The 23491-nt window shown below is 45.4% G+C and carries 20 protein-coding genes; 5 read left to right on the plus strand and 15 right to left on the minus strand.

The annotated features are described in order from the left end of the window. Nucleotides 1-62: 62 nt before the first annotated feature. The 4 genes from BMZ72_RS35930 to BMZ72_RS35945 form a co-directional block, all read right to left on the minus strand. Nucleotides 63-452 carry an HYC_CC_PP family protein gene (locus BMZ72_RS35930; protein ID WP_089816345.1) on the minus strand — a complete coding sequence of 130 codons (390 nt, stop codon included), beginning with the start codon at nt 450-452 and terminating at the stop codon, nt 63-65. A gap of 39 nt (nt 453-491) precedes the next feature. Beyond that, a complete protein-coding gene (locus BMZ72_RS35935) occupies nt 492-704 on the minus strand; it encodes a hypothetical protein (RefSeq protein WP_089816347.1) in 213 nt (70 codons plus the stop codon). A 175-nt stretch (nt 705-879) separates the two neighbouring features. Continuing rightward, nucleotides 880-2844, minus strand: coding sequence for a putative porin (locus BMZ72_RS35940; RefSeq protein WP_089816349.1), 1965 nt, complete (start codon nt 2842-2844; stop codon nt 880-882). 161 nt (nt 2845-3005) lie between these two features. Then, complete coding sequence (locus BMZ72_RS35945) at nt 3006-3827, minus strand: purine-nucleoside phosphorylase (RefSeq protein ID WP_218155331.1); 822 nt, start codon at nt 3825-3827, stop codon at nt 3006-3008. 109 nt (nt 3828-3936) lie between these two features. Here BMZ72_RS35945 and sucC point away from each other — a divergent pair, with 109 nt between their 5' ends. Together sucC and BMZ72_RS35955 are read left to right on the plus strand one after the other, a co-directional pair. Further along, nucleotides 3937-5151 (plus strand): ADP-forming succinate--CoA ligase subunit beta, encoded by a 1215-nt coding sequence (gene sucC / locus BMZ72_RS35950; RefSeq protein WP_089816351.1) that lies wholly within the window; start codon nt 3937-3939, stop codon nt 5149-5151. A gap of 209 nt (nt 5152-5360) precedes the next feature. After that, nucleotides 5361-6377, plus strand: coding sequence for a DUF4407 domain-containing protein (locus BMZ72_RS35955; RefSeq protein WP_089816454.1), 1017 nt, complete (start codon nt 5361-5363; stop codon nt 6375-6377). A gap of 53 nt (nt 6378-6430) precedes the next feature. Here the strand turns inward: BMZ72_RS35955 and BMZ72_RS35960 are convergent, their stop codons facing one another. The 5 genes from BMZ72_RS35960 to BMZ72_RS35980 form a co-directional block, all read right to left on the minus strand. Next, complete coding sequence (locus BMZ72_RS35960) at nt 6431-7051, minus strand: SprT-like domain-containing protein (RefSeq protein ID WP_089816353.1); 621 nt, start codon at nt 7049-7051, stop codon at nt 6431-6433. A 6-nt stretch (nt 7052-7057) separates the two neighbouring features. Then, a complete protein-coding gene (locus BMZ72_RS35965) occupies nt 7058-7369 on the minus strand; it encodes a hypothetical protein (protein WP_143087872.1) in 312 nt (103 codons plus the stop codon). A 70-nt stretch (nt 7370-7439) separates the two neighbouring features. Continuing rightward, a complete protein-coding gene (locus BMZ72_RS37270; RefSeq protein ID WP_089816355.1) occupies nt 7440-7700 on the minus strand; it encodes an AtpZ/AtpI family protein in 261 nt (86 codons plus the stop codon). After that, entirely contained in the window at nt 7630-8103 is a 474-nt protein-coding gene (locus BMZ72_RS35975; RefSeq protein ID WP_089816357.1) for a bactofilin family protein, read from the minus strand. Before BMZ72_RS35975 ends, BMZ72_RS37270 begins: the two co-directional genes overlap by 71 nt. A gap of 194 nt (nt 8104-8297) precedes the next feature. Beyond that, a complete protein-coding gene (locus tag BMZ72_RS35980) occupies nt 8298-8702 on the minus strand; it encodes a hypothetical protein (protein ID WP_089816359.1) in 405 nt (134 codons plus the stop codon). Nucleotides 8703-9067: 365 nt separating this feature from the next. Here BMZ72_RS35980 and BMZ72_RS35985 point away from each other — a divergent pair, with 365 nt between their 5' ends. Both BMZ72_RS35985 and BMZ72_RS35990 read left to right on the plus strand, forming a co-directional pair. Next, complete coding sequence (locus tag BMZ72_RS35985; protein WP_177223052.1) at nt 9068-11995, plus strand: type IX secretion system periplasmic lipoprotein PorW/SprE; 2928 nt, start codon at nt 9068-9070, stop codon at nt 11993-11995. A 204-nt stretch (nt 11996-12199) separates the two neighbouring features. Then, entirely contained in the window at nt 12200-14596 is a 2397-nt protein-coding gene (locus BMZ72_RS35990) for a transglycosylase domain-containing protein (protein WP_089816363.1), read from the plus strand. 66 nt (nt 14597-14662) lie between these two features. Here BMZ72_RS35990 and BMZ72_RS35995 read toward each other — a convergent pair whose 3' ends face one another. From BMZ72_RS35995 to BMZ72_RS36005, 3 genes are all read right to left on the minus strand, one after another. Continuing rightward, nucleotides 14663-15610 carry a M20/M25/M40 family metallo-hydrolase gene (locus BMZ72_RS35995; RefSeq protein WP_089816365.1) on the minus strand — a complete coding sequence of 316 codons (948 nt, stop codon included), beginning with the start codon at nt 15608-15610 and terminating at the stop codon, nt 14663-14665. Between the two features lie 91 nt (nt 15611-15701). Continuing rightward, nucleotides 15702-17555 carry a membrane protein insertase YidC gene (gene yidC / locus BMZ72_RS36000; RefSeq protein WP_089816367.1) on the minus strand — a complete coding sequence of 618 codons (1854 nt, stop codon included), beginning with the start codon at nt 17553-17555 and terminating at the stop codon, nt 15702-15704. A gap of 117 nt (nt 17556-17672) precedes the next feature. Next, nucleotides 17673-19325, minus strand: a complete 1653-nt coding sequence (locus BMZ72_RS36005) for a CTP synthase (RefSeq protein WP_089816369.1) — start codon at nt 19323-19325, stop codon at nt 17673-17675. Between the two features lie 303 nt (nt 19326-19628). Between BMZ72_RS36005 and BMZ72_RS36010 the strand changes: the two genes are divergently transcribed. Next, nucleotides 19629-20144 carry an acyl-CoA thioesterase gene (locus BMZ72_RS36010; RefSeq protein ID WP_089816371.1) on the plus strand — a complete coding sequence of 172 codons (516 nt, stop codon included), beginning with the start codon at nt 19629-19631 and terminating at the stop codon, nt 20142-20144. 224 nt (nt 20145-20368) lie between these two features. Here the strand turns inward: BMZ72_RS36010 and BMZ72_RS36015 are convergent, their stop codons facing one another. From BMZ72_RS36015 to cobA, 3 genes are all read right to left on the minus strand, one after another. After that, nucleotides 20369-21037: an HD domain-containing protein gene (locus tag BMZ72_RS36015; protein ID WP_089816373.1), complete on the minus strand. Its 669-nt coding sequence runs from the start codon at nt 21035-21037 to the stop codon at nt 20369-20371. Nucleotides 21038-22022: 985 nt separating this feature from the next. After that, complete coding sequence (locus BMZ72_RS36030; protein WP_089816379.1) at nt 22023-22604, minus strand: precorrin-2 dehydrogenase/sirohydrochlorin ferrochelatase family protein; 582 nt, start codon at nt 22602-22604, stop codon at nt 22023-22025. Between the two features lie 81 nt (nt 22605-22685). Next, nucleotides 22686-23462: a uroporphyrinogen-III C-methyltransferase gene (gene cobA / locus BMZ72_RS36035; protein WP_089816381.1), complete on the minus strand. Its 777-nt coding sequence runs from the start codon at nt 23460-23462 to the stop codon at nt 22686-22688. Nucleotides 23463-23491: the final 29 nt, after the last annotated feature.

Raw genomic sequence — 23491 nt, forward strand, 5'->3', positions numbered from 1 at the left:
TAAATAATAGTGATGGCTGCTATGAGCATAGCAGATACGTATCGGTTAATACGATGTACAAATCAGATCAGATAAGTGCAGAATTGAATATACAGGGGTATGGCTTTACAATCAGGGGGACCATGACTGTAGTAAGCGATGGTTGGCGTGTTACTGATAGCAGGAGCCGGTACGATTATGACCGGCAGACTAAGATCCTTCACAGCAGGCTCGGAACTTTGCTGTGTTTTGGCAATCTGGTGAGACGAAATAGCTGCTTTACAGAACTTCGCCTCTTCTCTGCAGCATTTACCCTTTTTACCAGGTTTGCCACATTTATTGCACAGATCATCTGCATGAGAAATCAAACCTACAGAAGCCAGTTTACCCATACAGTAATGCGCGTTCACCGTGAACCCACTGGTGAGCGTGATATACAGGAAAACTAGTAATATGGTAATAATTCTCTTCATGAATAACAGACGCAAAAATAGCAATTTCTGCCAGATTTGCTACATACCTGTGTTCTCTTCTATTTTGTCAGCTATCGCAAGTAATAATGACATGCTGGCCACCTTATTTGCCTCTGCCCGGATATGACCGTCCATATCGTGTTCAAAGATAACTTCCTGTCCGTTGACATTAACGCGGAAACGAGGGGAATGACCATTCAATGGTTTCACCATATACCTGTCTGTGTTATAAACTACTGTAAAGGCCTTCATGTTAAAATGCTTTATACAAACTTAAACAAAACGTGCGCCAGAAGGTTGCAGTCTGAAACAAATCTACCTGCTTAAGTAGTAGTAAAACGGTTTACTTAACAGAAATATAACAATATGATTTAAAACACTTTACAGCGTTAAATAATAACAATTACGGCCATTGGTTAATAACTGGTTAATTGATAAACCACCAGCGTAAACCCAGTCTGAATGTGAAGTTATTGTATGGGTAAGAAGGTCCGGCAAAGTTGTTTGTTGCGAAAAACGTATTCAGATTTTCACCCCTGATAAATGCCGACAGTGACTTGATACGGAAGTGTACAAATGCCGCCAGATCAGGCGCATAATATTTCACCCGTTGGGTAGTCTGATACACAAATTGGCCTATCACCGGAGAGTAATCATCGGCATAGTAGGAAGTGTTGTATTTCGCCTCGATACCGGTCATCAGGTTCAGGTTGTTAAACAGCTTATTCTCATATGCTAAACGGTGACGGGTCCAGATAGTGGGCACATTGATCCTGCCATCTCCATGTACCTGCTGGAAGGCGAACTCCGCATACCAGTTATAGTGTTTGTATCTGAAGTGCTTACTGAAAATGACCTGTAACAGGTTAAAGAGTGCAGGTGCCTGTGTGCTCTGATAATAGTTTTCGAAGTAAGTATAGTTCTCTATCAGGTAATAGTTCACTGCCAGGTTATACTTTAACTTCTTATTATCAGCTGCAAACTGCAACTGGGTAATGTTCTCTTTTCCAAGCCCACTGTTATACCAGCTGTCATAGGTACTGCTGAAATATTTATAGATGTACGATGCTTCACGGTTGGTATTACTGAAAAACAGATGCACATTTCCCAGTGTTTCATTCAGGTAACGACTCAGCATACCACTTACATTATAATCTCCGGAGTTGCGGCCTGCGAGATAAAACTCACCTTTGGCTGACAGGTCCCATTTCTGGTTACGCGTCTTGTTCCGGTATTCGCCGTGCAGCACCATGTTGCTGAAACTGATACTGGCGTCCAGAAAAGTACCACGTATACTCTCATAGCGGGCCCCGGCACTGATAAAGTGCCCCTGGTTGCCACGGATAGGGAATTGTATCAGGGATACATCATTGGAGATCGTACGCCATTCATGCAGGGCGCGGACAGTATCGCCGTTGAATGCCCATCCGTATTTTCTGGTATAGAAGGACGTGTCCGGCTGACCATCCAGGTAGGCCAGACTATTATTATCTATCCCAATCGTATACTGTACGCGGAAAAAAGGATCAAACTTATAATAGTCGGTGGTATCGTTCACATGCACAGTATCTCCTTTACCCCAGTCATACTGCTGCACAAACTTGAACCCGGACTGTTTATTGGTCGTCTTTACCGGCAAAGTAGTATTAAAGAGGCCTGAAGTGGTGGAAGCATAGTTACCCAGGTTCACGTCAATTGTCTTACGCTGACTATACCTTGGATTATCCAGGATGGAATCCCCTACGCGGAGACCACCATTCTCACCGTTATTGATCTTATTATAGAAATAGCTCAGGTAAGCATTGTAGCGCTTGTTTTTGCTGTTGAAACGGGCGGTCAACCGGTAAATATCGTGGTTGGTCGCCTGTGAGCGGAAATAACCAGGTGCGTATTTCTTATTGTATTCGAAGCCGAAGTTGAAACGGTCGGTACGGTTCTGTGTATGGAGTACGCCGATATTCTGTTCCTGCTGACTACCTACCAGGTACAGTAATTCAGAATAAGGCTTGGTCGTATTATAGATACGGGCATTCTGGTGATTAAACCCATATACGTCAAATGTATGGAAACCAGGATCGAAACCGGCCTTCATAAATGGCGTGAACAGGATATTACGGGCAGGTGCGCCACTGTTACCCATCATTACATAGCTGGCAGGTACATGCATGTAGGACGAGCTGAAGTCCGCTATGGAGGAATCCAGCCTGTAATCTGTTGGCTCCCCCAGCAGGCGGTAGGTGATCGTAATCGTATCCGGTTCATGCGTATGGGTACCGGTATCACGCTGTGCTGCGCCACCGCCGCCACCGCCCATATTACCGAAACGTTGAAACTGCGCCTTTACGCATTGCGCGGTCACCAGCAAACAACATATTAAAATAAATGACCTCATCCTGTGATATAATTTCCTGCTTCGAGCTTCTTAACTTATTGGTATTGATACATTTTGGATTGCCGGCACAAGGTCTTGTCTGTGAACGTTTGTTGCAGACGGACGTTTCCAGCTTACCCCCGGCATTCCCGCGGGCAGGGATGCAAGCTAATACAAGCAATTTATATAACCTTGATCAGCTCCCTGAAAATAAGGGTTAATTTCGGTTCAGCTGCATTGGCAGCCTCCAGTACTTCTTCGTGGGTGATCACATTTTCTTCTTCACGGATCCCGATATCAGTAATAACACTCATTGCAAAAACCTTCATGCCGCTATGGATCGCAACGATCACTTCCGGAACGGTGCTCATCCCTACAGCATCTCCACCGATGATGTGCATGTACATATATTCAGCCCTGGTTTCGAAGGTAGGACCCTGTACACCTACATAAACGCCGGTGTGTACCGGAATACTATTGGCAGCGGCAATTTCTTTTGCTTTGGCAATCAGCGCTTTGGAATATGGTTCGCTCATATCCGGGAAACGGGGACCCAGGGTATTGTTGTTGGGGCCACGCAGCGGATGCTCCGGCTGCAGATTAATATGATCGCGGATGATCATCAGATCTCCTACGTTAAATGCCTTGTTCATACCACCGGCAGCATTGGAAACCAGCAGTGTATGCACACCAAGGGCTTTCATTACCCGAACCGGGAAGGTCACCTGCTGCATAGACAGTCCTTCATAAAAATGGAAACGGCCGGCCATTGCCACTACAGGGCGGCCATTCATGTTACCCAGTATCAGGCGGCCTTTATGTCCTTCCACTGAAGAGGACGGAAAATGCGGGATCTGCTCATAAGGGATTTCAACGCTGTCATTGATATCACTGGTCAGGTTGCCCAGTCCACTACCTAAAATAATGCCCACTTCAGGGGTACCGGACCATGATTTACGGATAAATTCCGCAGCTGCAGCTATTTGTTGTAAGAGATCACTCATTGATTTAATGTCTTTAAAACAGGTTGCGCAAAGTTATTTTTAATTCACAAAACACTGAGGTTTTATATTTAAATCATAATGACCTATTTTAGCGCCAAATTTTTATCAGATGAACTTACATGAATACCAGGCTAAAGAACTGTTGAAGAAATATAACGTACCGGTACAGGAAGGGATTCCGGTAGATACCCCTGAAGCGGCAGCAGAAGCCTATAAGCAACTTAAAGTGCAATATGGCAACGAGTTTGCAGTCGTAAAGGCGCAGATACACGCCGGTGGACGTGGTAAAGGTACCATCCGTGGTAAAGAGCAGAGAGGTGTAGCTGTAGGTAAGAATGCGGAAGATGTGAAAACCATTGCCGGCAACATCCTGGGTGGCGTACTGGTTACCATCCAGACCGGAGAAGCCGGAAAATTAGTTAACAAGGTGCTGGTAGCACAGGACGTGTACTACCCTGGCCCTAACCCAATAAAAGAATTCTATCTGTCTATCCTGCTGGATCGTGCAAAAGGTCAGAACGTGATCATGTACTCTACAGAAGGTGGTATGGATATCGAAGAAGTTGCACACAACACTCCTGAAAAGATCTTCAAAGAGCTGGTGCAGCCAAACACTACCCTGCAGCCATTCCAGGCAAGGAAAATAGCGTTCAACTTCGGTCTGAGCGGTGAAGCTTTCAAAAACATGGTGAAATTCGTGACTAACCTGTACAACGCGTACGTAGGTCTGGACGCAGCTATGCTGGAAATCAACCCACTGTTCAAAACCAGCGACGAGAAGATCATCGCGGTTGACTGTAAGCTGAACCTGGATGACAACGCGCTGATGCGTCATGCTGACCTGGAAGCAATGCGTGACATCAACGAAGAAGATCCAACTGAAGTAGAAGCAGGTAAATTCAACCTGAACTACGTAAAACTGGATGGTAACGTAGGTTGTATGGTAAACGGCGCCGGTCTGGCAATGGCTACCATGGATATGATCAAACTGAGCGGTGGTGAGCCAGCTAACTTCCTGGACGTAGGAGGTACTGCAAACGCACAGACCGTAGAAGCAGGTTTCCGTATCATCCTGAAAGATCCTAAGGTAAAAGCGATCCTGATCAACATCTTCGGTGGTATCGTACGTTGCGACCGTGTTGCACAGGGTGTTATCGATGCTTACCAGTCTATCGGTGATATCAAAGTTCCAATCATCGTTCGTCTGCAGGGTACAAACGCAGAAGAAGCGAAAAAACTGATCGAAGAAAGTGGTCTGAAAGTACAATCAGCTATCCTCCTGAGCGAAGCTGCTGCACTGGTTAACAAAGCCGTGACTGCTTAATTATATTTTGTAGTGATTGACTAAAAAATAGAAAACAAAACCCCGGACAATGTCCGGGGTTTTGTTTTTTTATCACTTTATACGCCGCTTTGGTCACATTCCTATACCGGAGCTGAAAAAAGTCGTACCTTCATAATCCATCCTTCACTATATACCTGCGTTTCTGCGGGTGCATTTTTTTTTATATATACCAAACAAGTTCAATGATCATGAAGCGCTTCCGCGACTTTTTCCTGTTTTGTTCAGGAGTGCATGTGCCTATGCTGAAAAGAGCCCCATCTGAAACAAACAAATACGGCGGTATCGGGGCAACGATCTTTTTCACCGGATTACTGGCTGCTTTTTCCGGTGGGTATGCATTGTGGACTGTATTCAGTTCTCCCTGGGGTGCTGTTGTATTCGGCATCGTATGGGGACTGATGATCTTCAACCTGGACAGGTACATCGTTTCAGGTATGAAAAAGCGTAGCAGATTCCTCCAGGAATTCGGTATGGCCGTTCCCCGGCTGATACTGGCCATCCTCATTGCCGTGGTGATCTCCAAGCCACTGGAACTGAAAGTATTTGAAAAAGAGATCAACCAGGAACTCATCGTCATGGAGCAACAGGTGTTCAAAAACCAGGAAGACAAGGTAAAAGACCGCTTCCAGCAACAGGTCAACACACTGAATGTAGAAATTGCCCAGCTCAACGAGGGTATCCGTCAGCAGGCTACCAAGGTAGACACCCTGCAGCTCATTGCCCAGCAGGAAGCGGATGGTACTGGAGGTTCCCGTAAACAAAACCTCGGTCCTATCTACAAAGCGAAAAAAGCGGATGCTGACAGTGCGGCGGCCCTGTTACAGCGGGTTACGGCACAGAATGGCGCCCTGATCGCCCAGAAACGGCAGCAACTGGCAAGTATCGACTCTACCCGTCAGTCAACCGTCGGTACGCTGGACCGTAGTCACATTGATGGGCTGGCGTCCAGACTGGATGCACTGGGTCACCTGACTGACCGTAGTGAGCCCGTGAAATGGGCCAACTGGTTTATCATGCTGCTGTTCATTACTATCGAAACAGCGCCGGTATTCGTAAAACTGATCTCTCCCCGCGGACCGTATGACGATCTGCTGGAAGCACACGAACATGCTTATATCATTTTCCGTAAGGAAACGATAGAGAAAAGAGAACGCGAATACAATAAGCGTATGATGATAGGGCAAACGGCGGGTGTAAATGCGTAAATGGAGGTTTAAAGTAAGAAGGGATCTGCGGCTTCAGGGTGGCAGATCCTTTTTTATGCAGCGACCAGCTCTACTTCATAAACGGGACTGAAGAGATACATTCTTTTGGTAGCCACTTCTTCACAACGGTAACGTTTACGGATACGTTCTCCTTTCCGGAAAACGCGGCCATCTTTTGTACGAAACAACTGGTTGGTTTGTAACTGCTCTACCAGGAAATGATTTTCCTTCTGGCGGTCATAGCGTTTAAGTACCCGCATCAGGTCATCATCTGCACAGGAACTGGCAGCCGGATTACGGATACTCTGCCGGAGGGCAGCTTCCACATCGGCCGGCAGATAATCCTTTCCGACAAATTCCTTTAAAATATTGGAGAAATGCTGCTTCCATTCCTTCCCATGTGATGCAACGCTATTGGCATATTGCATAAATGTGGTAAGGTGTGAAATTTCGTGCAGCAACGTGATCAGAAAAGCATACCGGTTCAGATTACCATTAATACTGATACGATGACCACCCCTTCTATCGGGATGGCGGTAATCGCCCAGGATGCTTTGCCGTTCGCGTGTCACCGTTAAGTGGACCTTGTACTGGTTAAGGTAGGCCATCACCTGCCCGAAGGTTCCTTCAGGCAGATATGCAGCTAATGCATGTAAAGGAGCCTCCTGCTTCACGGATCGCTAACTGTTTTTTCTTTTGATAATTTTTTGCAGACTAAAGTTCTCTACTACCGCATATACGGCATAGAAGAACATCAGTATGAAGATAGTAAATTTGCTGGTATGCGGTCTGTTCGCTACGGCATATATAGTAATGCCGGCCAGACATAACATCATTCTGCTGATCATGGAGCCATATACACGAAGGAGGAAATCTCCGTTGTTCTCAGATCGTATTCCCTTGCGGCTCATGCTGTAGGTCATGGCGGAGAGGGCAGCTAAAGCCAGGTTGCCGATAAGAAGTGCCGTGTGGTGTACTCCATTGTCTAACAACCAGGCTTTTAAAAATAATAATACGCCATTCAAAATAATGAATAGGCTAATAACTCTAAAGTAGAACCTGTCACTCATTCCTGCTGGTATCTTTGATAATTTGCCGCAAAATTAAGACTAAAGCTAATAAAGACAAAATGATCAGAAAGAAAGGGAACGACCATCCTGTCCGCTGGTCAATTTTATAACCAGCAAATACCGCTATGCCTAATGTGGCCATCATCTGAAAAGCCAGCCCTGTGTACCGGATTATCAGCCTGTTATCTGGCTTCTTCTTCAGCTTTTTGCTCGACTTTTGATTCGGATTTTGTTGAGGTGACTGGTTTTCCATTTTTTTCTTTCTGATTTGCAGCTGCTACTTCCTCAGGCTCCATATAGCAACGACCGTTGAATTTCGCTGTTGGCTCCATCTCAAAATGTGCAGTGTACAGATCACCTTTCACCAACGCATTGCCTTTCAGGAAAAGCAGATCTTCCACTTTAATAATACCAGTTACTTTACCCAGAATGTCTGCACTCTGACATATCAGATCACCGGTAATTTCTCCTTCCGGACCTACTACAATTTTAGCTTTTGTTGATACGAGGCCGTTCACCTGACCGTCAATGCGAATATCTCCTTCGCTTACGATATCTCCCTGAATGGAAGTTCCAGCACCGATAATGTTTACGTTGGAAGAAGGCATTACTGATTTACTCTCGCTTCTTGCATTACGATTGTTGTTGCTAAACATAGGATTCTAGGTTTTTCAGCTTTTAGTTAGTGTGATGTAAGATAGTATTATTTATTAACATATTATTTCCGATTGACAATCACTTCTTTCAGAAGTTATTCACATCTTCCCTTAACGGTATACGGCCCCCTTTGCGTATCTGACCTTCTTATATATTTTGTCCCGCAATATTTTATGTGCCTGACCTGAAATAGTTAGTATGTACTGTTATCGACTTTCGGAACTTTAATAGTAGTTGTGTCCAGTTTGCTTGTGGAATAGTCTCCGCTGATAACCTTCTGAATATTGTCCAGGTATTTATCGCGGGCATTAATAGCAGCTTCCAGTGAATCTGTGCGCATTTTTAACCGGATGAATTCCCTCCGTTGCTTCAGGTCACCATATCCCGGGATATAATAACGCAACGGTGTAAATACAACGGTGGCGACCGTAATTGTCACCAGCAGCACAAATAAAGTACTTAAAGCAATATACACACTCATTCGTGATAATTTAAACGATGTCACCTCTTCGTAGGTATTGTCGTTCATAATTACCAGGCGGTATCGGTTACCGATCCGTCCCACATTTCTGCCCTTTTTATCACGCTTATTAGCCATATCCGCTATAAAACTGAATAATTTTTCTGATTATCAACCGGCTAAAGTTAAACATTTATATTATTTCGTATTTAAAAAATTGGATAGGACTCATTTTTAATCGTAATATGCACTTTTGACAGCCTCAAAAAAATAATCCTATCTTTAAAAAATAATTTCCTGACATATAAGTTATATAGGTAAGCCTATACACCCTGGCATCCATGAATTATTACAGATCAGTTCGCAATTTTCTATCATATACCTGTTTAGTAAGTCTGTTCTTGTGCTGTATTGAAATTAACAGGGTCAGCGCCCAGCGACGGGATACCACGGTTACAAATAACCAGTCCAGAAATAACAATAGCAGGGCCCCTCAGCGGACCATGCAAAAGCCGCTTGTTCCAAAAGTAGCGCAGCCGAAAGGTGAAAACAGACGTATTCCCGCAGAAATGCTGGCTGAACGCAGATGGACCATTAAACGGAAGCTGGTACAGAACATGCTGGCCAGGTATAACTATTTGTTCAATGCCCGCAAAAAACTGGCCCTCATCACCCACAACGTGAGCCGCCAGGGACAGGATAACTACAATTACCTGCTCCCCTTTTACCCTTACAGCCTGCAAAGTCTTGGCCTCAGCGTCGGTGACCTGGATACGGTCATCGAAAAAGCCTCCATCAACATACAGATACACGATCCCCGCAGTAAATGGATCGACGATAGCTATCTCCTTATCGGTCAGGCATATTTCTTCCAGGGAGAATGGGATAAAGCCAACCGTACCTTCCAGTTTATCAACACTACCTACGCACCTAAAAAGAAATCAGACTATAAAGCCGTAGTCGGTTCCAGCGAAAAAGACCAGCTGTCTATCGCTTCCCGCGAAAAGCGGAAACCGCCTTTCGGCTACTTCAAACATACCTACGCCCGTAACGACGCCTTCGTCTGGAGAGCTAAAACCCTCCTGGAAATGAAGGAGTTTGACGAAGCCCGTTCCATGATGAACATCCTGGAACAGGACCCCTACTTCCCTAAACGACTGGCTGGCGAAATGGCTGAAGTAAGAGCCTACGCCCTTTACAAACAGGAACGTTTTGCAGAAGTGATCAATCCCCTGCAGATTGCTGTAAAGTCCAAAGGCAACAAAGATGAGCGTGCGCGTATGTACTTTATTCTGGGTCAGCTGTACACCAACTACAGCAAACCGGATTCTGCTACCATGATGTTCCATAAGGTGATCAAACAGAAGCCCGACCCGATCATGGACTTCCAGGCGCGTATCCAGATCGCCAAACTGGACGCTACCCGTGAAGGTGGTTCACTGGATGAAAGCCTTGCCCGCCTGAAACGCATGGTCCGCAAAGAGAAATACTTCGAGTTCCGCGACGCGATCTACTATACAATGGCTAACCTCATATTGCCAAAAGATCAGGACCAGGCAATGGAATACCTGCGCCAGTCACTCAAGGTAGAGAGCAACAACACCATGCAGAAAGCGCTGTCTTTCAAAGGTGTAGCTGATATCTACTACGGACAGCGCCGCTATCGTCTGGCCCGGGACTACTACGACAGTACCGCCTCTGTAATGCCGCCTGAATTCACAGATTCCGCCATCGTCAATAAACGTAAACGCGTTCTCAGTGATGTAGCGACCCGTGTGGAAGCTATTCAGCGTGAGGATAGCCTGCAACGTATTGCCGCTATGCCGGAATCTGACAGGACGATCTTCCTGGAAAAGATGGCTGGTCAGATGCGTAAGGAAGCTGAAGAGAAAGCGAAAAAAGACAAGGAAAATGCAGAAAAAGGGATTGTTGATCCACAACAGATGGCCAACAATAACCCGCTCTCCAATATGATGAATAACAATAGCCCTGCCGCACCTAAAGCGGATGATAAGGGTGAATGGTATTTCTATAATAATGCTACCAAAGCAGCTGGTTTTTCAGAGTTTAAAAAACGCTGGGGAAACAGACCATTGGCGGATAACTGGCGCAGAAGCCAAACCGGTCCTGTTGCAGCCAACCAGCCTGTAACACTGGAAGACGAAAATGGCAATCCGGTTAGTGGTGCTGGTAAAACACCTGCCGACAGCACCAATGCCAAATCACTGGCCGCTGGTCTGCCACTTACACCAGACGACCTCCTGAAATCCAATATCATCGTAGAAGACGCCTATTATGACCTGGGTAAACTCTATAACGATCAGCTGGACAATACAGAACTCGCTATCGAAACTTACGATACCCTGCTGAACAGATATCCACAGCACCCGCATAAGCAGGAAGTGATCTATTCATTATATATCTGGCATACCAAGCTGGGACATACCGCTCTGGCAGCCAAGTATAAACAGAATGTAGTGACGCAGTTCGGCGACTCCAAATTTGCCAGCATTATCAAATATGGTGCGCTACAGGACATCAACGAAAGCAAAAAGAAAGAGATCTCCACATCATACGATTCCGTTTATGTGAATTACCTGCGGGGTAACCTGGAAGAAGCCTACAATATGAAAAAGGCGGCTGATTCCAGCTACGGACTGAACTTCATGCAGCCTAAATTCGACCTCCTGGAAGCCATGATCATCATGAAAATGGATACCTGTGAGTTTGGCCGTCAGGCAGTTGTGAATGTTATCAACAAGTATAAACAGGATGATGCAGTACAGGAAAAAGCCAAATCACTGCTGGAAGCACTGGATAACAGGGCAGCTCTCGTGGTGTACCTCGCCAGACTGGAAATAGAAAAAAGCCGGGATAATGGCAATGTGGTGGATGAAAACATATCTATCCAATACCCATGGCAGAAACCGGAGCCTAAATTTGAAACAGATAAGGTAAAAACAGCTGCTACTGACTCAGTCAAGGTGGATGCAAGCACCGCCAATGCAGCGCTGCAGGTAAAACCTTTGCCGGCGCCACTGAAACCTGTCACTATCTATAAACTGGACGCCAAGAACCCACATTTCGTCATCATGTATTTCCTGCGTACCAATAAAGCCGCTATAGAGGAAGCACTGACACAATTCACCCGGTATAACGCTGAGAAACACGGCGGAGAAAATATTCAGGTGGCCAACTTTGTGTTGACCCAGCAGGATGTCATGCTGATATTCAGGTTGTTCCCGAATGAAGACAAGGCACTGGACTACTATGATGAGATCAGGAGTGATGCTGAGAAGATCGTTCCGCGTATCCGTCCGTCCGATTACACCATGTTTATCATTTCCAGGGATAACTTTATCCAGATGAACAGTACGAAAGACGTGGAAGGCTACCGGAAATTCTTTAACGATACCTACATTACACAATAAGGGACAATAAGATAGAAAACATATTAATTCATTTGACAAGATAAATCAGCCTTTTAACATTAAAAGGGGGGCATCACTCGTTTTTTTTAATAGTTTTGCCCGCTATTACAAGCTATTGCATTTAAGGCCCGCAAATTGCTATAACAGGGTTAGATAATATCCCTGTGCAATGCTGGCCAGGCAAATCAAATATTTTAAGCAAGTATGAAAAAATCGGTTAAAATATTGTGGATCACAGTGTTATCAGTAACCGGATTATTCCTTTTACTGATACTGCTTGTTAACTTCCGCATTATTGGCAACATGCCATCCATGGAGACCCTGGAAAACCCACGGGCTGCCGTCGCATCTGAAGTAATCGCCGAAGATGGAACCATTCTCGGTAAATACTATCAGGTAGACAGGTCCAGTTCCGACTACAACGAAATTTCCAAAAATGTGCTCAACGCACTGATCGCCACTGAGGATGTACGCTTTTATGAGCATTCTGGTATCGACCCTTATGCTACTATTGCCATTCCATTTTACCTGGCAATCGGTAAGAAAAGAGGTTCCAGTACCATTACCCAGCAGTTGGCCCTGAACCTTCAGGCCGATAATACCGGTACATTACGTGCAAAAAACTTTATCGCCAGATCCTTCCAGAAAATGCAGGAATGGCTGATCGCGGTAAGACTGGAACGTAACTTCACCAAACAGGAGATCATTACCCTCTATCTGAATACAGTTCCTTTCGGGGATAACGTATATGGTATCGAAAATGGTGCACGTACCTTCTTCAGTAAAGATGCAGCACACCTGTCCATTGAAGAAGCGGCTACCCTGATCGCAATGCTGAAAGGTACCAATCTCTATAACCCACGCCGTAACCCGGTGCTGGCGTTGAACCGTCGTAATACGGTAATAGAGCTGATGCAGAAAAATGACTTTATCACTGCTCCTGAGGCAAATGCAGCTAAAAGCAAACCTATCGTATTAAGATACAACAAGATAGACCATAACAAAGGATTGGCACCTTACTTCAGGGAAGTACTGCGTGACGAGCTGAAAGTATGGTGTAAAGAGCATAAAAAAGCGGATGGTTCTGAATACAACCTGTACCGTGATGGTCTGAAGATCTATACGACCATCAATCCACGTATGCAGCTGTATGCAGAAGAAGCGGTAGACCACCATCTGAAAGATCTTCAGAAGGTATTTGCTACACAGGCCAATATCAAATCAGGCAGTGTGTGGAAAAACTGGCAGACTTACGTTGATCGTTATATGAAGGAGTCCGATCGTTACAAATCGATGAAAGAAGATGAAGCGACTGACGATCAGATCAAAAAAGCATTCAATACACCGACCAGGATGAAGGTATTTGCCTGGAAGAGCTTTACAGAACCTGAGCTGAATGAACTGGATACTATCATGACACCGATAGACTCTATCAAGTACATGAGGGCAATCCTTCAGGCAGGTTTCATGGCGCTTGATCCGGAAAGTGGAGAGATCAAAGCCTGGGTAGGCGGTCCTGACTTCCGTTATTTCAAAAATGACCACGTTGCCAAGACCCGCAGACAGGTAGGTTCTACTTTCAAACCATTCCTGTACACCTTCGCAATCATGAATGGTATGCAGCCAAGCACCATGCTGCCTAACGAACCGGTATCTTTCCCTAAATATAACTGGACACTGAGCCGCAATTCTGAAGGTAGTGTAGGCGGTAGCATCAGCATGGCAGGTGCACTGGCTAAATCACTGAACCTGGTATCGGCTTACCTGATCAAACAGTTAGGTCCGCAGGCAGTAGCTGACTTTGCGAAAAACAAGATCGGCTTCAGCGCAGATATCCCTCCCTACCCTTCCATTTCCCTGGGTACACCGGAAATCTCCCTGTTTGAAATGCTGCAGGCTTACACCATGTTCCCGGCACGTGGTATCATCACAAGACCTATCTACATCACCCGTATAGAAGACAGAAATGGTAACATCCTCCAGACCTTTGCACCGGAAAAACGCGAAGTGATCAGTGAGAATGAGTCTTACACCATGGTGAAAATGATGCAGGGCGTAACTGGTCCGGGTGGTACTTCTGCCCGTCTGCGTTTCCGCTATGGCATCCAGAGTGAAGTAGCTGGTAAAACCGGTACTACGAACGATAACACGGATGGCTGGTTCCTGGGCTTTACACCGCAATTACTGGCAGGCGCCTGGGTAGGTTGTGAAAACAACTTCCTGCACTTCAGTTCTACTGCGAATGGTCAGGGTGCGAATACCGGTCTGCCAATCTGGGCATATTTCTTCCAGAAGGTATATGCTGATAAAACATTGAAAATAGACGATAAGGCGACTTTCTCTATCCCTCAATCTATCAATAGTGAATTCTATCAGCCGTTTGAAGATAATGTGAAACCAGGGGCTGAAGCGGTAGATCAGGGTAATGGTGGTGCTGATGAATACCAATCCGGCTACGGCGAAGGCTACGATGTGAATAAGCTGGAAGCTGAGGCTGATAAAGAAGCGAAGAAACGCGAAGAAGAAAAGAAAGAAGGTAAGGAAAAACCAATTCCTTCTACTATGCCAAAAGCTACTTATCCACAGAAACCGCAACCATAACGGTAACGATATAAAAGCAAAAGGGTCTGCCATATGGCGGACCCTTTTGCTTTTATAGGAAATCTGTTATTTCTTATCCTCTACCTTCTTTTCGTTCTCTACATAGTGCAAAGCAGGATATTTCATGGCGTTGTTGATCAGCTGAATACCCAGGTTTAACACCAGTGCTTCTTCTTTTGCCTTCAGTTTTTCCACATCGTCGGTTGGTTTGTGGTAATCATCGTGCGGACCCGTATGCAGGAAGATCACCGGCACATCATTCATATAGAAGTTATGGTGATCGGAGGCGCCTTTACCGGAACCATCTGTGAAATAATGAATGCCCGGTTCCTGTGCTTCCTTGAATACAGCAGGCCATTCCTGTGCGGTACCATATCCACCGATACCCAGGCCTCTTTCTTCATTGTAACGACCGATCATGTCCATGTTCAGCATGAAATGCATGGTGTTCAACGGGATGGTCGGGTTAGCGGTAAAGTATTTAGAGCCCTGCAGACCTAATTCCTCGCCACCAAAGGAGATAAACAGGAAGTTAAAAGGTTCTTTCTGACCATTCTCCGTGAAATACCTCGCCATTTCCAGCAGACCAGCTACGCCGGACGCATTGTCATCAGCACCATTATGGATCTGGCCGATGGGATATTTACCATCAAACAGTCCGGCGGTACCCAGGTGATCATAGTGTGCGCCTATTACAATGGTCTTTGCAGCACCATTATCCAGGAATCCGATCACGTTACGGGTTGCGATACCATGGTGTTCTTTCCTGTCGAAAGTGAAATGCTGAAAATAGCTGTCCCCGTTACCCGGTTTCAGTCCGAGTGATTTAAACTGTTTAGCAACAAAATTACTTGCTTTAACGCCCCCCTTTTCGGCTGTACCACGACCTTTTAATTTCTCTGACGCCAGGTAGGTAACCGTTTTCTGAATACGGCTGGCGGATGGTTGGTAGTCCTGTGCGTAGGCACCGGCACAAACAGTTGTAGCTGTGAATAGAAACAATAAATACTTCATTAGGTATGATTATGCATGATTTCCTCAAAATACAGAAGGCTTCCTACGTGGGAAGCCTTCTGTTAATATACTATGTCAAATAGATGTGATACTATTGCTTTTTACGCTGTTGTATATCCTGTTGACGTTTTTGCATGTCTTTTTGTTTGTTCTGCATATCCTCCAGTTTCTCCTGCCATTTAGATTTGGAAGCAGGTTTCTTTTTATTCTCCTGGATCTGTGCATGGATCTTATCGTGGTTCACGAAGAACTTCTGGATCGCCCACTGTAAACCGATACTGATCACGTTGGACAGGAAGTAGTAGAAGGTCAGCGCCGAAGCCAGACGGTTGAAGATACCTAACAGCATGATCGGGAACACATACGGCATATATTTCATTACCGGATTGCTCTGATCAGCCATACCACGGTTATTGAATGCCAGCATCAAACTGGTGGCAGTCATCAGCAGGGTGAACAGGCTGACGTGGTTACCATAGAAAGGAATGGTAAATGGCAGGTTCAGGATAGAATCGTACGCAGAAAGGTCAGTTGCCCACAGGAAGCTTTCCTGTCTCAGTTCGATAGAGGATGGGAAGAAGCTATACATCGCAACCAGGATCGGCAACTGCATCAGGGCTGGTAAACAACCTCCGAGCGGGTTCACACCGGCGCTTCTGAATAATTTCATCTGTTCTACACCGAAGGACTGCTGGTCATCACCATATTTTGCCTTCAGGGCATCGATTTCCGGTTTCAGTACCTTCATTTTAGCCTGAGACACATAGCTCTGGTAAGTGAAAGGTGCTATCAGTAAACGGATAAAGATGGTCAGCAGGATGATGATCAGACCATAGTTACCAATAAATCCGCTCAGGAAGTTGAACACAGGGATAATGATCCATTTGTTCACATATTTTACGAAAGCGAAGATACCGGAACCCAGCGGGATGATACTTTCCAGGCCGTTATCGAAAGATTTTAAGGTCGAGTAGTGGTTAGGACCGTAGTAGATTTCAATCGGGAAGGTGAAATCATGTGCACGGTTATAAGGAATTTCCAGCGTAGTGAAGGTCTGTCCTACGATATTTGCACTTTCAGGCACTTTAGCATTCACCTCTGCACTGTTGAAATGTGCGTCTTTTCTGGCGATGAAAGTAGTATTGAAGAACTGCTGTTTTACGCTCACCCATTGTAACTGGTTGTCCCATTTCTCATGAGTCGTACGCTGTAAGGTAAAATAGTCATGTTTGCCATTCACATCACGGTAGTGTACCTGGTTGTTCTGGCGTTCGTTCTGCATATCTTTTTCCTGCTTATCATTTTCCGCATCCCACTGTAAGGACAGGGTTTTCTGATTAGAAGGCAGGACGTTTTCCAGTCCGATAGCGTGAATATCAAAATCTACTGCGTAACCGTCCTGTTTCAGGGTATATACATACTCCAGGTATTGTTCAGGATTGGAGGTAGGCAGACGGTAAGAGATGGACTGACTGCCATCTGCTAACTGCTGTACGGAACCACCGGTGAAATAAAGGTCTGCAGTGTTTAATTGCGTATTGTTATTAGCAGGAACCTGCAAGGAAATACGGTTGAAAGAGCTGTTTGCCAGCATCAGTGGTTTTCCTTCGAAATCCTTGAATTGTTTCAGTTGTACTAAAGTTGGCTGACCACCCTGGCTAGAGAAGGTAACTTTCAGCACTTTGTTTTCCAGAACGGCTGTCTGAACGGTACCATTGGCAGCGCCGGCGAAGGTGCCATATGCGCTTGCGAGCTTGCTGGAATCAGCAACGCCCCCGTTTACGTAGGCAGTAGTGTCAACCGGTTTAGGCTTATTTACGTTAGCTATAGAGTCCTGACGATCTTTTTCTCTTTTTGCAGCAGTCTGTTGTTTTTGGTTAAAGAAGATGTAACCAACGAACAACACGCCCAGCAACGCGAAGCCAATGACTGAGTTTCTGTCCATGAAATTCAATTAAAATTTAGGCAGCAAAGGTAAGTAAAAGCAACAAGCTTTCAGCCGTCAACAATAAAGTTAATGCCTTATTGTTGCTACTGAAAGCCTGTCAGTTATAAATAAATATTATTGGTGTGCGATCTTTTCTTCTGCAACTTTTGCCTTAATTGTCTTGTCCTCAGCGTACTGTTTAGCAGCAGCGATGAAATGAACGAATAAAGGTGCAGGCGCTTCTACGGTGCTTTTCAGCTCCGGATGGAACTGACAGCCTACGAAGAACGGATGTTCCGGCAGTTCAACCATCTCTACCAGACCACTTTCCGGGTTACGGCCGGAAGGTACCATACCCGCTTTTTCGAAATCGGCCAGGAACTGGCTATTGAATTCGTAGCGGTGACGGTGACGCTCGCTGATAGTCGTATTACTATAGATGGTAGCCGCTTTTGAACCAGGGATCAGTTCGCAGGTATAAGCGCCCAGACGCATAGTACCACCTTTCACAGTGATCTTCTTCTGCTCTTCCATGAGCCCGATCACCGCGTGTGAGGTATCTGGGTTCATTTCTGTAGAGTGAGCATCTGTCCAGCCGATCACGTTACGTGCATATTCTACAACAGCCATCTGCATACCAAGGCAGATACCGAAGAAAGGCAGGTTATTTTCACGTGCGTACTGAATAGCCACGATCTTACCCTCGATACCACGATGACCAAAACCAGGTGCTACCAGCAGCCCATCCAGGTTACGCAGCTTTTCAGCTACATTTTCCTGTGTAAGGAACTCAGAATGAATGTTCTGTACTACTACTTTACATTCGTTCATGGCACCGGCGTGAATAAAGGACTCCAGGATGGATTTGTAGGCATCCTGTAATTCTACGTATTTTCCGATCAGACCAATCGTTACTTTGGATTTTGGATATTTCAGTTTATCCAGGAATGCGCGCCATTTGGTCATATCCGGTTCCTTTTCGATAGGAATACCGAGTTTCTTCATACAGATCACATCCAGTTTCTCACGCAGCATTTCCAGTGGCACCTCATAGATGGTGCTCATGTCTGTTGCTTCAATCACCGCATCAGGCGTCACATTACAGAACAGCGCGATTTTCTTTTTCAGATCATTGTACATAGGCTCTTCCGTACGGCAAACGATCACATCCGGGTGTACGCCGTTTTCGCTCATCATCTTAACGGAGTGCTGTGTTGGCTTGGTTTTCAGCTCTTTAGCAGCACGCAGGTAAGGGATGAGGGTCAGGTGTACGACCAGGCAATCCTGCTCGTCCAGCTCCCACTGTAACTGACGAACCGCCTCTATATAAGGCAGGGATTCGATATCCCCAACGGTACCACCCAGCTCGGTAATCACGATATCGTGTTTACCATCTTTACCCAGCAGGAGGATACGACGTTTGATCTCGTCAGTGATGTGCGGTACTACCTGTACGGTTTTACCCAGGTAGGCGCCTTCACGTTCTTTATTGATAACAGTCTGATAGATACGACCTGTAGTCACGTTATTAGACTGTGATGTAGGCGTATTCAGGAAACGCTCATAGTGACCAAGGTCCAGGTCAGTTTCAGCGCCATCTTCAGTTACGAAACACTCACCGTGCTCGTAAGGGTTTAATGTTCCCGGATCCACATTGATATATGGATCAAATTTCTGAATTGTCACTCTAAAGCCACGCGCCTGCAATAATTTTGCCAGCGAGGCAGCTATGATTCCTTTACCCAACGAGGAAGTAACACCTCCCGTAACGAAGATATATTTTGCCATAAGATCTAAAAATTCTGTAGAATATACTTGACCTAAAGAGAAGTGCCGGACGACTTTTGATGTAACCAGTCAAGTAAAAATAACTTCCGAAGGTCATGCAAAGTTAAGACAAATTTAAAGTGCTCCCAAACAGCATTTTCACATTTCGTCCTTGCCATACATATAACAACTTAATTGCAAGATGGTTACAATGTTTTTTTAGCCTTATAAATTTATCCTTAAGGAATTCCTTGTAAGCTGCAGGCATTTATTGCGTCCGTCCGCAAACTTCTTGCTAATTTTGCGCCCGTAATAAATCAGCATATGACATTAACGCCCAAGCGTGCGCAGGACTCGGTGATCCAGATGACGGAACTGGTACTGCCCAATGACACCAACACTTTCGGTAACCTGATGGGTGGCCGCCTTATGTACTGGATGGACATAGCGGGTGCCCTTGCCACCATGAAACACTGTAGTGCTCCCGTGGTAACTGCCTCTGTAGATAACATTTCTTTTGAAACCCCTATTAAACTGGGCAACGTAGTACATATTGAAGCCAAGGTCAGCAGAGCTTTTTCCACTTCTATGGAAGTGCATCTGCGTGTATGGGGTGAAGACCCGGTACAGCAGTACCGTTATAAATCCAACGAAGCGTTCATGACTTTCGTCGCCCTGGACCCTAATGGTAAATCCAGAGCGGTGCCGCAGATCATTCCGGATACGGAAGAAGAAAAGCAGCTGTATGAGGGCGCTATGCGCAGACGCCAGCTGAGGCTGATCCTGAGTGGTAAGATGAAACCACAGGATGCGGAAGAACTGAGAGCGCTGTTTCTGTAATCAATCAAGAATTAGGAATTAAGAATTGAGTAATTAATGCTTTTCATGCATGATATTGTCTCAATTATCTTTTGTACGATACTATTAAGGGTGTCCGCCATAAGCGGGACACCCTTAATTTTTATAAATGACATTCGTTATTATTCTCCTGAGTTTCCCCAGCCACCTATTACCTGTTCTTCCGTCCTATCCCGCTAATTCCTAATTGTTAATTCCTAATTGAATCAACTCTCTCCCTCCCACTCCTCATAAAACTTCTCCAGAAATGTCTCCATAAACGCATGCCTTTCCTCCGCCAGCTGACGACCGGTTGCTGTATTCATCCTGTCTTTCAGCAATAGCAGCTTCTCATAAAAGTGATTGATCGTAGGGGCTGTGCTGTTTTTATACTGTTCTTTGGTCATGTGCAGATCCGGCTGAATACCAGGATCATAGATGGCCCGGTTTTTAAATCCGCCATAGTTAAAGGTCCTGGCGATGCCAATAGCTCCGATAGCGTCCAGACGGTCTGCATCCTGTACGACGCCCAGTTCAGGGGAATAGAACCCGCCGTTATTATGTCCGCCCTTAAATGAGATATGCACAATAATATCCACGACATGCTGGATGGTCGCTTCCGGCGCCCCTATTGATTCCAGGAATTCCCGGGCTTTACGGGGACCGATACTTTCATCGCCGCCATGGAATTTTGAATCGGCAATATCGTGCAGTAATGCACTGAGTTCCACAACAAGCATATCCACCTGTTCACCGGCCGCAATCTTACGCGCCGATTTCCAGACCCGGTAAATATGCCACCAGTCATGGCCGCCTTCGGCACCCGCCAGTTCTTTTCTCACGAATTGTTCGGTAGTGGTGATCAGGAGATCTGTTGCAGCTGCATCTTGACTCATAGGGCCAAATATACATCAGGGCTAACAATAACAAGAAAAACGAAGAAAAGGAGAAGTTGTTTCTCCCTCCCGGGATTCCGGCATGCAATTTTAGAATTGTCCAGGGACCTTGCTTCACTAAGATCTTCTCCGTTTTTCCTTTACAATAAGGGCGGGGAGAAAAATGTTGACCCCTTGGATAAGGGGACAATCGACATAATCGCAATTAAGCGGTATAGATTCTGGTTGATAAATCTGGTTGATCTGATTGATCCGATTGATATCTGGTTGATAAACTGGAAAGACCTTTTGCTGTCCCGGGAGAATACCTTAGCGAGGCCCCTTTTGGGCCTCGTGCCATAAGGTATATACTTCAGGGAAGCGGGAATATTTTTATGCTTGGCGCGGCTCAAGGCAGGGGACTTAGGGAATCGCCCCGCCTTTGACCGCTGATTGTTTGTTAAGTTGTGCCATACCCTTTTGGTACGTGGCCAGTTTTCAGCGTCCGGTGCTGTTGCTGGCCGGGAAATCATAGGATAGTACTAGTCCATTGGCTGGTTTTAAATCTTTTACTGTCTGATTTGAATTTGCGATGGAAATATGTTGCTTAACCGTAGTTCCCGTGTTATTATACCAAACCCTTTTTATGACAAGTCTGCCAAATCTGTTTCTTGAAGCTATCCTCATACCGCTGGAGATGATATATTATAAAAAATACAATTCGTTTTTTATTCGATTCAAATTTCGAAATAATACAATCATCTATCATGATTTCGATATAAAAGTAGGAATCATGATCGATATTTTAAAGCTATTTGCTCCAAAACACATATATATTTTTATTACTAATATTAAATATAAGTGCTTAAAAGAAGCTGAAACAGATTGAAAGGCCGTATTATTTTAACTGAAACAAATCAAATGCAATAACTATCATAACGATATGGCGGCTAAACCACATATAGAATTAAGTAAAATATGAGAAGGTGTAAGAGGGAGATGTTGGTTAATCTTTTCTGACCAGGACGTCTGTGATCCGGTTCAGTTGTTTTACTTTTTCGGTAAAATCACCTTTGATCCTGTCACGGATGACCTGTAATTTATCCAGTACATCGTTGATGGAAGAAGGGATCACTTCCTGTAATACCTCTTTGAGGCGTTTTGCTACGGTCGGGGATTTACCGTTAGTTGATATGGCTATTTTGAGTTGTCCTTTCTGTACAATGGAACCCAGGTAGAAATCACACAATTCCGGTGTATCTGCCACATTGATCAGCACCCGGCTGCTTTTGGCTTTCTCCCATACATACTGGTTCAGTTCACGGTCAGCGGTAGCGGCAATCGCCAGGTCTTTTCCAAGCATATCGCCACAGGAGAATGGCTTCCTGATCAGCTCCACGTTAGGCGCATCCTTCACTAATTCGATCAGTTCGGGCTGAAAATTGATCGCCACGACAGTAATATATGCTGATGGACAGTTTTCCAGCAGGGCATTTACCTTTTCGTGACCAATGTTTCCACCTCCGACTACCAGTACGTGCAACTGGTTCAACTTGAAAAATACCGGGAAAAGATGATTGTCTTCCATAATGATCCGATTACTGGTTACACAACGACGGACTACACTGCCTGGCGGCTGATGTAGTCCGTCATATGTAATATATTAAACTTAAACTGCAATTTTCAGTTGTTCTGCGATCTTTTCCTGTACTGTCTGGAAAGCTTCATGGAATCGTACCACTTCACCTACCACAATAATAGCCGGATTACGCAGATTGTCACGCAGGGCAATTTCCTGGAGATCGGCTACGTTTCCGATGCCGATCTTCTGATCAGGCATAGTACCGTTCTGAATAATGGCCGCGGGTACATTGCCTTTACCCTGTGCCACATATGCTGCTGAGATCTCATCCAGTTTGCCCATCCCCATGAGTACTACTACGGTAGTATCTGCCTGGACAGCATAAGCCAGGTCACGGGATAAGCTCCCACGCTGTGTGGTACCTGTCAGGACCCAGAATCCTTCACTCACGTTACGGGCGGTAACTGGTATTTTGTTGATGCCCGGAACAGAGATCGCGCTGGTGACACCTGGAATGACTTCTGTATCGATATTGAATTGCTGCGCAAAGGCCAGTTCTTCCTGTCCCCGGCCGAATACAAAAGAGTCCCCGCCTTTCAGACGAACCACACTACCATAGGTCAGTGCGTATTTCACGATCATGCGGTTGATCTCCTCCTGTGAGTACATATGCATACCTGCACGTTTACCTACAAAACGTTTCAGACAGTTGCAGGAAGCATGTTCCAGCAATTCATTGTTAGAAAGCGCATCATAGAGTATCACTCTGGCCTGTTGTATTGCCTTCAGACCTTTTACGGTGATCAGCTCCGGATCGCCGGGCCCCGCGCCTACCAGTGTCAGTTTCGGATGAATAGTCTGCATAGTGTACATTTAAGAGTTGATAACCGCAG

Source organism: Chitinophaga sp. YR627, from assembly GCF_900114995.1.
Taxonomy (GTDB): domain Bacteria; phylum Bacteroidota; class Bacteroidia; order Chitinophagales; family Chitinophagaceae; genus Chitinophaga.